Annotated in this window: 12 protein-coding genes; 7 read left to right on the top strand and 5 right to left on the bottom strand. The window is 54.4% G+C overall.

Annotation, left to right across the window (positions count from 1 at the left end):
• Nucleotides 1-17: 17 nt before the first annotated feature.
• Together JYG33_RS03995 and JYG33_RS03990 are read left to right on the top strand one after the other, a co-directional pair.
• Entirely contained in the window at nucleotides 18-479 is a 462-nt protein-coding gene (locus JYG33_RS03995) for a GatB/YqeY domain-containing protein (protein WP_207874694.1), read from the top strand.
• Nucleotides 476-895: a PaaI family thioesterase gene (locus tag JYG33_RS03990; RefSeq protein ID WP_207874691.1), complete on the top strand. Its 420-nt coding sequence runs from the start codon at nucleotides 476-478 to the stop codon at nucleotides 893-895. The genes JYG33_RS03995 and JYG33_RS03990 overlap by 4 nt, the downstream gene beginning before the upstream one ends.
• Before the next feature lie 10 nt (nucleotides 896-905).
• Here JYG33_RS03990 and JYG33_RS03985 read toward each other — a convergent pair whose 3' ends face one another.
• Entirely contained in the window at nucleotides 906-2,006 is a 1,101-nt protein-coding gene (locus tag JYG33_RS03985; protein WP_207874688.1) for an alkene reductase, read from the bottom strand.
• A 156-nt stretch (nucleotides 2,007-2,162) separates the two neighbouring features.
• Here JYG33_RS03985 and JYG33_RS03980 point away from each other — a divergent pair, with 156 nt between their 5' ends.
• The 5 genes from JYG33_RS03980 (at nucleotide 2,163) to JYG33_RS03960 (ending at nucleotide 6,309) form a co-directional block, all read left to right on the top strand.
• The gene (locus tag JYG33_RS03980; protein WP_207874685.1) at nucleotides 2,163-2,816 is read left to right on the top strand and encodes a TrkA family potassium uptake protein; all 654 of its coding nucleotides are present in this window, start codon (nucleotides 2,163-2,165) and stop codon (nucleotides 2,814-2,816) included.
• Between the two features lie 3 nt (nucleotides 2,817-2,819).
• Nucleotides 2,820-4,187, top strand: a complete 1,368-nt coding sequence (locus JYG33_RS03975; RefSeq protein WP_207874682.1) for a potassium transporter TrkG — start codon at nucleotides 2,820-2,822, stop codon at nucleotides 4,185-4,187.
• A gap of 132 nt (nucleotides 4,188-4,319) precedes the next feature.
• Complete coding sequence (locus JYG33_RS03970; RefSeq protein ID WP_222668118.1) at nucleotides 4,320-4,520, top strand: hypothetical protein; 201 nt, start codon at nucleotides 4,320-4,322, stop codon at nucleotides 4,518-4,520.
• A gap of 78 nt (nucleotides 4,521-4,598) precedes the next feature.
• The gene (locus JYG33_RS03965; RefSeq protein ID WP_222668119.1) at nucleotides 4,599-5,204 is read left to right on the top strand and encodes a hypothetical protein; all 606 of its coding nucleotides are present in this window, start codon (nucleotides 4,599-4,601) and stop codon (nucleotides 5,202-5,204) included.
• A gap of 154 nt (nucleotides 5,205-5,358) precedes the next feature.
• On the top strand, nucleotides 5,359-6,309 hold the full coding sequence (locus tag JYG33_RS03960) for an SUMF1/EgtB/PvdO family nonheme iron enzyme (protein WP_207874676.1): 951 nt from the start codon (nucleotides 5,359-5,361) through the stop codon (nucleotides 6,307-6,309).
• Nucleotides 6,310-6,337: 28 nt separating this feature from the next.
• On the opposite strand, the gene JYG33_RS03955 is transcribed toward JYG33_RS03960, so the two are convergent.
• The 4 genes from JYG33_RS03955 to JYG33_RS03940 all read right to left on the bottom strand — a co-directional run bounded on the left by JYG33_RS03955 (nucleotide 6,338) and on the right by JYG33_RS03940 (nucleotide 9,407).
• Entirely contained in the window at nucleotides 6,338-6,493 is a 156-nt protein-coding gene (locus tag JYG33_RS03955) for a hypothetical protein (RefSeq protein ID WP_207874670.1), read from the bottom strand.
• 70 nt (nucleotides 6,494-6,563) lie between these two features.
• The gene (locus tag JYG33_RS03950) at nucleotides 6,564-7,178 is read right to left on the bottom strand and encodes an XRE family transcriptional regulator (protein WP_207874667.1); all 615 of its coding nucleotides are present in this window, start codon (nucleotides 7,176-7,178) and stop codon (nucleotides 6,564-6,566) included.
• A complete protein-coding gene (locus JYG33_RS03945) occupies nucleotides 7,168-8,241 on the bottom strand; it encodes a hypothetical protein (protein WP_207874664.1) in 1,074 nt (357 codons plus the stop codon). Before JYG33_RS03945 ends, JYG33_RS03950 begins: the two co-directional genes overlap by 11 nt.
• Nucleotides 8,242-8,276: 35 nt before the next feature.
• On the bottom strand, nucleotides 8,277-9,407 hold the full coding sequence (locus JYG33_RS03940; protein WP_207874661.1) for an FAD-dependent oxidoreductase: 1,131 nt from the start codon (nucleotides 9,405-9,407) through the stop codon (nucleotides 8,277-8,279).
• Nucleotides 9,408-9,732: the final 325 nt, after the last annotated feature.

Genomic DNA, 9,732 nt, shown 5'->3' with positions numbered 1-9,732 from the left:
TTCAACCAGGAACCACCATGAGTCAAACACTCAAAACCCGTTTAGCTGAAGATATTAAAACGGCGATGCGCGCTCGCGACAGCGGACGCCTGGAGACCTTGCGTTTTCTGCAAGCTGCGATCAAACAACGCGAAGTGGACGAACGTATCGAGATGGGCGATGCCGAAGTAACTAGCATCATCGAAAAGCAGGTAAAACAACGCCGCGAATCCATTCAGGCTTTTGAATCGGCAGGCCGCACAGAAAGCGCCGACAAAGAAAAATCTGAATTGCAGATTCTGCAGGAGTACTTGCCTCAGCAAGCCGATAGCGCAGAAGTGGATGCCGCCATTGCTGATGCCATTGCCCAGGCTCAAGCCGATGGCGCGCAAGGCCCTGCCTTGATGGGTAAAGTCATGGGTTTGGTGAAAACCAAGCTGGCAGGCCGTGCCGATATGTCCATGGTTTCCGCACAAGTGAAGCAAAAACTGAACCCATGAAGCATTTGCAGGCCGAACTGGCGCAGCCCAAACAGGATTTTTTCGGCACTCATATCCCTCTGATGCAGCATCTGGGCCTGCAAACCGTCAGCAGCACCAAGCAGGAAGTGATCACCTTTCTGCCCTGGCAAGCCTGCAATGCCAACTCCCGTGCCGATGTGCACGGGGGAACCTTGATGGCCATTCTGGACTTTACCCTTAGCGCCGCCGCACGGGCTCAACGCCCTGGCTCGGGCATGGCCACCATAGACATGAACTCACAGTTTCTATTGCCTGCGCGTAGCGATGTCTGGTTCAAGGCCAAATGCCTGTATCTGGAAGGTGATACAGCCTATTGTGAAGGCGGTGGCTACGACGAGAAAGATCGCTTGCTGGTGAAAGCTGCCGCAACCTTTCGGGTTGTACGCGGCAGTTAACTTTAAGGCCTTAATGCGCCTGCAAATCCTCACCCACAGGCTGATCCCATTCCGGGTTGGACTTCAAGAACGGATAGTCCGTATAGCCTTTAGGTCCTTGGGTATAGAAGGAGCCGCAATCCCAGCCATTCAAGGGGGCGCGTAGCTGCAAACGCAAGGGCAAATCCGGGTTAGACAAAAAAGCCTTACCGAACGACACGGCGTCTGCCATGCCTTTGGATAAAGTGGTCTGTGCCGTGGGCAAATCAAAATGTTCGTTGGCAATAATCGCACCACCAAACTGGCACTTGATCATGGGCAACAAGCTGTCTGAGGCCGGGCTTTCACGCAAGAACAAGAAGGCGATATCGCGTCGGTCCAGTTCACAAGCCACGTAGGAGAACAAACGGGCCGGATCGGAGTCCTTCATGCCATGCAAGCCACCGCGTGGGGACAAATGCACACCAACTCGACCAGCACCCCAAATGGCGACACAGGCATCCACAATTTCCAAGAGGAAACGCGCCCGGTTTTCAATCGAGCCGCCATACACATCCGTACGCGTGTTGGAGCCATCATGCAAAAACTGGTCGATCAGATACCCATTGGCACCGTGTATCTCCACCCCATCAAAACCCGCACTTAAGGCGTTCTGAGCGGCAACGGCGAAATCGTCGACGATGTCGGCAATCTCTTCGCTGCGCAAGGCACGCGGCACCACAAAGGCACGCTCCGGGCTTAAATGGCTGACCGTGCCCTCACAGGCAATCGCACTGGGGGCTACCGGCATCTGGCCATTCAGAAATTCCGGGTCAGAGACACGCCCAACATGCCATAACTGCAAGACAATACGGCCGCCCTTGGCGTGTACGGCTTCGGTAATGGTGCGCCAGGCATCAACCTGCGCACTGCTCCAAATGCCCGGCGTGTGTGCATAGCCCACACCTTGCGGCGAAACCGAGGTGGCTTCGGCTACAATCAGCCCCGCACTGGCCCGCTGACAATAGTACATACGCATCAAATCATTGGGCATACGGCCCTCCGAGGCGCGCGCGCGTGTCATGGGCGCCATGATGATGCGGTTCATGAGCTCAATATCGCCCAGTTTGATTGGATCAAACAAACTAACCATTGTTTTACACTGTCCACTATTGATGTTTCCGCCAGGGCCAGAACGACACGCGCCCAAGGGAATACCCGATAAGGGTTTTTACCAGATATGTCTTTATACCATCAACGCTTAATTTGGCTTGAAATTGTTTCAAGCATCAAACGGATCAAATAAGCCATGGCACAGTTCGCCGTTATAGGATTAGGCCGCTTCGGTTCGGCCTGCGCCCTGGAACTCATGAAAATGGGCCACTCCGTGCTGGGCGTGGATACCAATCCCAAATTGGTCAACAAATATGCGGACCAATTAAACCGCGCCGTTATTGCTGATGTCACTGACCGCCAGGCTCTGGAAGAGCTGGGGCTGGACAATTATGACGTAGTTCTGGTTGCGATTGGGGCAGATATTGAATCCTGCCTGGTCTGTGTCGTACACCTGAAAAGTTTTGGTGTCCCCACCATCTGGGCCAAAGCCATTTCCCACACCCAGCATTTGATTCTGGCCAAAATCGGCGTGAACCGAATTATTCACCCCGAAGAAGAAATGGGCATACGGGTGGCGCAAATGCTGAGCTACCCCATGGTCAACGACTATATCAGTCTGGGTAATGGCGATTATGTAGTGGAAGTGACGGCCAGCGACAATATGAATGGCCAGACCATCAAAGACGTGCTGCGCGAACAAATGGACGATGTGCAGGTCTTGCTGGTCAAACGTCGTGGGCAAACCACCATACAGCCGGACCCGGATTTTGCCCTGCACGCCAAAGACTTGCTGATCCTGCTGGGACAATTGCAAGCACTACGCACTGCCGCCCCCAAACTGGTCTGATGTATGCGCAATTGGCTGCCAAATAGTCTGACCCGCCGCCTTGAGGTCAACCCCCATACCCGCACCTTAAGTGCCAGCCCCCCACTGGTTCTGGCCTTGGGCTTTATGGCCCTGATTGTGCTGGGTGCTATTTTGCTAAGCCTGCCACAAGCGGCCGAACAGCGGCTGGGAATTTTCCAGGCCTTGTTCATGGCGACTTCGGCCGTTACCGTGACCGGTCTGGCCGTCATTGACCCCGCCACGGATTTGACGCATTTTGGGCAGATTGTGCTGGCACTGCTGGTGCAGATTGGCGGCATGGGCTTTGTGACCTTTGCCGTCATTGCCGCCATCACCATGCACAAACGTATCAGCGTCAGCCAACAGGCGCTGGCGCTGGAAGCCTTTAATCAAACCAGCGTTTCGCGTATCCGCAGCACAGCGTTCCAGGTCTTCAAGATTGCAGCCCTGATCGAACTGATCGCCGCCGCCATCCTGTTTCTACGCTGGACCATTGATTTGCCCTGGACCACCGCGCTCTACCGCGCCCTGTTCCATGCAGTGACCGCCTTCAATAATGCAGGCTTTTCGCTCTTCCATGACTCACTCATCCCCATTTCCGGGGATTTTGTCTCGGTCATGACCTTGTCGGGCCTGATTATTCTGGGTGGGATCGGCTTTACCGTCCTGGCCGATGTGGGTCAGAAAAAACGCTGGCAAACCCTTTTGCCCTACACCAAGCTGATTCTGATCGGCACCCTGATTCTGAACCTGATCGGCTTTAGCAGCCTGTGGGCCCTGGAGTTCAGCAACCCGAAAACCCTGGGCATGCTGGGCGTAGGCGATCAGGCCCTGGCCGCCTGGATGCAAAATGCGGCCACTCGCACGGCCGGGTTCACCACCATGGACATTGCCAGCCTGCGCGATAGCACCCAACTCACCCTGATTGTGCTGATGCTGATTGGCGGCGGCTCGCTCAGTACGGCCAGCGGTATCAAAATCGGCACCTTGATTGTGTTGCTGGCGGCGGTACGTTCCTATATCCGTCAACGCGAAGAAGTGGTCTTGATGGAGCGCAGCGTCGCCCCCGAAACCGTCCAGAAAGCCCTGGCTCTGTTCCTGATTACCGGCGCTCTGTATTTCATCAGCGTCTTGCTGCTGACCTTGTTTGAAGACATGCCCATTACCAGCCTGCTGTTTGAAGCCGCCTCAGCCTTGAGCACCACCGGTATGAGCCACGGTATTACCCACAAGCTCTCTACACCCAGCCAGATCCTGATCATGGTCTTGATGTTTGCAGGCCGACTGGGCCCCCTGACCCTGATTTACTCCCTGGCCACCCGCAAGCGCAGCCGCATACGCTACCCGGAAGGCAACTTTCAAGTCGGGTAAACCTGTGGCTAAACCACAGATATACAAGAAGTTTTAAGAAAACCGACTATTGTCATTGAATTTTGGTATGGTTAACGGATGTAAACATCGAACAACTACAGATCAGGACGCAGGCTTATGGATCACCGGAAGATGGCTACCTTAACCAAGCGCGCTGGAACGGGTCTTAGCGCGCTGTGTCGGGAACTGACCAGCCGTGGTATCAGTTATCACCCCCTGGTAGAGATGTACCAAAGTCAAATGGCTGTTATTGGTTTGCTCAGCGACGAAGTCGTCGCCCTGCGCAAAGAGCTGGATGATCTGAAAAAAGTAGTTAAAAAAAACGGCCAATGAGCCGTTTCTTTTTTGCCTGCCACTTGGGCATAAGCTTAACCCCCGCTCACCTTTATCGAACCTGCTCTGTTCACACCCATGATTGCTACCCTGCCCCGTTTTTGGCTGTGCGCCGCCTTGGCCTTATGTTCTGCCACTGCCTACAGTCAAAACGATCGGGTTCTGTCCACGCAAAAACAACCTGCTGCACCTCGCAGCATTCCCCCTATTCCTCCTGCGGCTCCCGTGCTGAACTACGGGACCGTCTTGTTCACGCCCGACTATCAGGGCGTGCGCCTGCATACCTACCTGGATCAATGGCATAGCCAGACCACACTGGATACGGGGGCCACACCGGCTCGTCAGGACAATCTGTTTATCGTCCTGCACTACCGCTATACCAATACGACAACACGCCCGCTGAACCCGCAAATCCACAAACCACGCCTGTTTCTGGCGGACTCATCAGGTCAGAAAGTGGCCCCCAATCAACGAGCCACGCAGGATTATCGCTACGCCCATGATCTGGACACGGTAGGTTCGGACAAGATCAATCCATCGGTCAGCGTGTCAGATGTCGCCGTGTTTGAGATCAGCCCTGCCTTGTTTGATCCCGAGCGCTGGAGTGTTGTCATTCAGGAAGGGCAAGCCATTCGTATTCCTTTGCGCTTTATTCCTGAAAAGTCCCCAAAAAACACAGAATAAACTGATTTAGCGTCCAAACTGTGCCAATAAATGAAGAAACTCTGTACACAGACAAACCCGTCTTATAAGCAGGCATGAAATAATACGGAAGCGTATAAGCGAAATTTATTAATAAAGCTCCCTCTTCCCCGAAGTCCGGAGCAAGGAAACAAGATTGCGTCATACCCCTGTCCGGATCAGTGCGACCCTCATCGTTGCCAGCGTATTGCTCTTGCTGGTCTTGAGATCACTGTCTACCAGCCCCGACCCCGGTCCCGAATTGATCCAGGTAGAAGGCGGCTCCTTTATGGCCGGAAATTTTCAGGTTCCCATGCGCGCCCCGGATGGCGAGCAATCGGTGCAATGGGTCGCGCAGCCCGACCAGGCGGCTCTGGCTCCCTATCCGGTCGAGGTCAACGCTTTTTCCATCATGAAAAAAGAAGCCAGCAACGCGCTGTATGACCGTTTTCTGAAACAAAGCAAACGCCCTGCCCGCTGGCAACCCGTCAAAGGGGATGGAGAACAGCCCGCCAATATGCCTTACGACGAAGCCGAAGCTTTTTGCGTCTGGCTGGGCGAACACAGCAGCCTGGATATGCGCCTGCCAACCGAAGCTGAATGGGAATACGCCGCACGCAGCCGTGGTCAGCCTCTGCCTTGGGCCACTGATAACGGTCAATGGCAAGCAGGCCGAAACTTGCCCACCCAAAGCAGTGAGGCCGACAAAAACAATACCGGTGCCTTCCCGCCCAACCCCTTGGGCATACAAGATATGGCCAGCGGACTGCATGAATGGGTTATTTCCGACCCGGCACGCGATCCAGCCCATATCCGTATTTTCAAAGGCGGCAGCGATGAGGCCAACTCCTCACGCAACACCATCCCCACACGTGGGATTGTGTTTCCTTTGTCCGAGGCAAGCATAGAAGCCAAGCCCGAACTGGCCCGCCTGCGTGGTCGTCCTGCTGGCACCGTCTACGTCCAGAATGCTACGGCGCGTTGTGTTGCGCCCTTGAAATCGAACGGGACGCCACCACTGCCCACCGCGCCAAACACCATCCTGCCACCGGTTTTTGATGATGTGGTGGACAAACCCCAAGTTCAGGGTGCTACCTCACAAGGCTAGGCATTCTGCTTCGCCCATTGCGCTGGCATTACCCATAACAACCATCGGCATTGTCGCCATGCTGTCCCAAACACACTGGCAATATTGACTGGCAAGCGCCGTCTATGGCCCGTCCAACGGTTTCTGGATTGCTGTCGGTGGCGGTGCCGCGGCCTTGCTCACGATTGCGAGCGGATACAAACATCTTTCCAGTGTCTCGGTACGACAAGCATCCACAACCTGATGATGTTTAAGCAAGCCGCATTCAATAAAGACTAAACAATCCCCGGCGGCAAGCCGCTGGTACAGACAGCGACCACCTTGGCATCATCCACGCTGGTAGACAGGTAGATATGTCCAATGCCGCTGTCAAAATACGCAGACTCATGGGCATCCAGAAACAGGGTTTCGCCCGTCTCAAATTGAATGGCGATAGAGCCGGACAGCACAATAACAAACTCTTGTCCGGCATGACGGATATAGTCGTCAAACTCGCTGGCATCGCGTGAGTCAATCACGGCCAGAATCGGGTTCATGTGCTTGCCGCTCAACTCGCCAAACAGCAAACCGTACTCGTAGTTACGGGTGGCATAGCCTGGAGTAGCGGTTGATTTGTGGCTGGAAATGCCCACTTCCGTAGTGGGCAAAGGCTGGGCGGTTTCCCCATCCGGGACAGCGAACAGGGAGCCCACTTCTATATTCAAGGCGCGGGCCAGCACCACAAACTTTTCATAGCTTAAGGTGACCTGCCCCAACTCTGCTTTGGAAATAGTAGAAAGCGCCAAGCCGGTTTTTTCAGACAACTGCTTGAGAGTCTGTTTTTGATTATGTCGGGCTTGGCGCAGGCGGGTTCCTACCTGTTCCTTGCTGAGCAGTTCATTACGTAGCATTCCTGGATTGTAAGCGGCACAAACGGAACCAGGCAATCAGAATCCAGGCCATCAACACGAAGCCCAGGTAGCCAAAAAACGGGTATACCGTGCCGACCAAGTTGATGAATCCAATCTTGGCTCCCACCAATCCCAGGACCCCGGCAATAGCCGTTCCAATATTGAATTTGCGCGTGTTGGGCGGCAGGATACGAGCCGAGAAGGAATACAAAACCCCCACGGATGTTGTCAGAATCATGGCAAAAATCACCACTGACATAATGGTCCCCAAGAGCTTGGATTGTTCAGTCGCCAGCATCAACATGGGCAAGGCAGCCGAACCAATCGTGTCGATACGGCCAAACACACCGGCACTGATCAGCACAATCAAAAAGCCCAGCAACAAGCCCCCTACCAGGCCACCCAGCAAAGCATTGCGGCGAGATGTAGCTTGTGCGCCTGCAATCATCAGAAACGGGGCACCCACCACCATGTTGTAGGACACGTAGAGCAAAGAGCCAACCAACCAATGCCCCGCTCCCTGCGGTTTGGTATGGGCAATCACATCCAGCTCCTGCAAGGGCAAACCCCGCGTATTCCAACTGTAAATACACAGGAAAATTACCATCAGAACCAGAATGGGGGTGACGCTGCCAATAAAGGCCATCACCCGGTCAACGCGCAAGAACACAATCAACACAGTAATCAACATCACCGCGATGCTGCCGTACTCTGCCGGGACGCCCCACTGCTGCTCCATCAACGAGCCGCCCCCTGCAAACATCACCACGGCAATGGCATACATGAAGAAGGTAATCATGATGTCGACCACCACGCCCAGACGTGGACCACAAATCAGATACAAACCCTCTTTAAACGAATGCGACACTGAAACCTGGCTCAGCTCCCCCACCGCCATGCCCAGTACCGTAAAACACAGACCACTAACCACCCCTCCCAGCAAGCCCCAGTACCCAAAGCTGCTAAAAAACTGCAATATCTCTTGTCCTGATGCAAAGCCGGCCCCCACCACCACACCGACAAAAGCCATCGCAATGCCCAGGATATTTTTTATATTCGACATGCTTTCTCCTCCGGGAGATCAAAGTGCTGCTGTTTTTATGTTCTGAAACGAGCGGGAGACACCACAGCCGGATCCACTTCCAAGGCCATCAAGCAGTCAGGCAGTTCCTGGTTTTGCAGCAAACTGGCTGCCAGCAAGGAAGCTCCGGCCGCGGTCTGAATGCCATACCCCCCTTGGCCCGCCAACCAGAAAAATCCTGAACATTGGGCATCCTGACCAATCACCAGTTCGCCATCGGGCGCAAAGCTGCGCAGTCCGGCCCAGGTATGGCTGGGGCGACGGATACGAAGCTGAGTACGCTCTTCGATACGGTAAATACCGGTCGCCACATCCAGCTCCTCGGCCACGACATCGTGCGCATCGACATCATCTGCATTGGCGGGAGAACCCAGCAACATGCCCGCATCAGGTTTGAAGTAGAACTCTTCGCCAATATCAATCACGGCGGGCCAGTCACGATGTTCCACCCCTTCTGGTGGCGAGAACAGGAAAGCAGAACGGCGCTTGGGTTGAATACCCAAAGGCTGGACACCACAACGCTGGGCCAAGGTATCCGCCCAAGCACCGGCGGCATTGACCAGCACGCGGGTGCGCAAAGGAGTCGGCTCGGAACTGAGCTGAACCTCCCAGCATTCGCCATCCCATTGAGCCGACACAACTTCGGTATCCAGACGCAGGGCCACGCCCTTGGCTTGTGCGCCTTTCAGGAAACCCTGATGCAAGGCATGCACATCCATGTCCTGACCTTGTGCGTCATACAAACCACCGGCCAATTGCGCCGCATCCAGGCACGGCACCATGGCCAAGGCTTGCTCGGCCGTCAAACGGCTGACATCCAGGCCTTGCTCGTGCCAATCCTTGAACTGGCTATCAAGCAAATCCTGTTGCTCGGCCGTGCCCACGTACAAGACCCCACGCGGCAACAAAATAGGCTGATCGCTAAACCCGGCAGGCGGATGGCTGAAGAAATCATTGCCCGCTACCGTCAAGGCTCGGATCGTCTCAGTACCGTAGGTTTCAACAAACATCGCGGCCGAGCGTCCCGTGGAGTGATACGCAGCATGGGACTCTCTTTCCAGAATCAGCACTTGGGCACTTTCGGGCAAACGGTAGGCCAACGACACGCCCGCCATCCCGGCCCCAACAATTACGTAGTCATACACCATAAAATTCTCATATCCGATAATTGAGGGCTAATAGTAGGTCTTTCCCAGAAAAACATCCAAGAGGGTTTTTACTAGGCGGACACTTTCAAGTGAAACCGGAGCCTTATTTCAAGCCGCTTCCCAGTCATTTTCACCTCCAAGCGAAGGATTCCCCCGGTTTTCAGAGCTTGCGACAAGGAGATAGAGACATGGACACGTCAAGGGCCAAAAAGCCGTATCTAGCCAGCAAATTATTCAAACATCATGGAATTTCTTTGAAATCCGGCGGAGTCGAACAACAAGACTGCGCTAGAAAAAAGATAAAAAAACCTTCTGACCCAAACGA

The sequence above is a fragment of the Alcaligenes sp. SORT26 genome, assembly GCF_017377875.1.
Classification (GTDB): domain Bacteria; phylum Pseudomonadota; class Gammaproteobacteria; order Burkholderiales; family Burkholderiaceae_B; genus Alcaligenes; species Alcaligenes parafaecalis.
This window is presented reverse-complemented; position numbering and strand designations above follow the sequence as displayed.

What these genes read in the sequence shown, in the direction of transcription:
- JYG33_RS03995 (WP_207874694.1), top strand. Translation starts at nt 18, where the DNA reads ATGAGTCAAACACTCAAAACCCGTTTAGCTGAAGATATTAAAACGGCG.
- JYG33_RS03990 (WP_207874691.1), top strand. Translation starts at nt 476, where the DNA reads ATGAAGCATTTGCAGGCCGAACTGGCGCAGCCCAAACAGGATTTTTTC.
- JYG33_RS03985 (WP_207874688.1), bottom strand. Translation starts at nt 2,006, where the DNA reads ATGGTTAGTTTGTTTGATCCAATCAAACTGGGCGATATTGAGCTCATG.
- JYG33_RS03980 (WP_207874685.1), top strand. Translation starts at nt 2,163, where the DNA reads ATGGCACAGTTCGCCGTTATAGGATTAGGCCGCTTCGGTTCGGCCTGC.
- JYG33_RS03975 (WP_207874682.1), top strand. Translation starts at nt 2,820, where the DNA reads ATGCGCAATTGGCTGCCAAATAGTCTGACCCGCCGCCTTGAGGTCAAC.
- JYG33_RS03970 (WP_222668118.1), top strand. Translation starts at nt 4,320, where the DNA reads ATGGCTACCTTAACCAAGCGCGCTGGAACGGGTCTTAGCGCGCTGTGT.
- JYG33_RS03965 (WP_222668119.1), top strand. Translation starts at nt 4,599, where the DNA reads ATGATTGCTACCCTGCCCCGTTTTTGGCTGTGCGCCGCCTTGGCCTTA.
- JYG33_RS03955 (WP_207874670.1), bottom strand. Translation starts at nt 6,493, where the DNA reads ATGTTTGTATCCGCTCGCAATCGTGAGCAAGGCCGCGGCACCGCCACC.
- JYG33_RS03950 (WP_207874667.1), bottom strand. Translation starts at nt 7,178, where the DNA reads ATGCTACGTAATGAACTGCTCAGCAAGGAACAGGTAGGAACCCGCCTG.
- JYG33_RS03945 (WP_207874664.1), bottom strand. Translation starts at nt 8,241, where the DNA reads ATGTCGAATATAAAAAATATCCTGGGCATTGCGATGGCTTTTGTCGGT.
- JYG33_RS03940 (WP_207874661.1), bottom strand. Translation starts at nt 9,407, where the DNA reads ATGGTGTATGACTACGTAATTGTTGGGGCCGGGATGGCGGGCGTGTCG.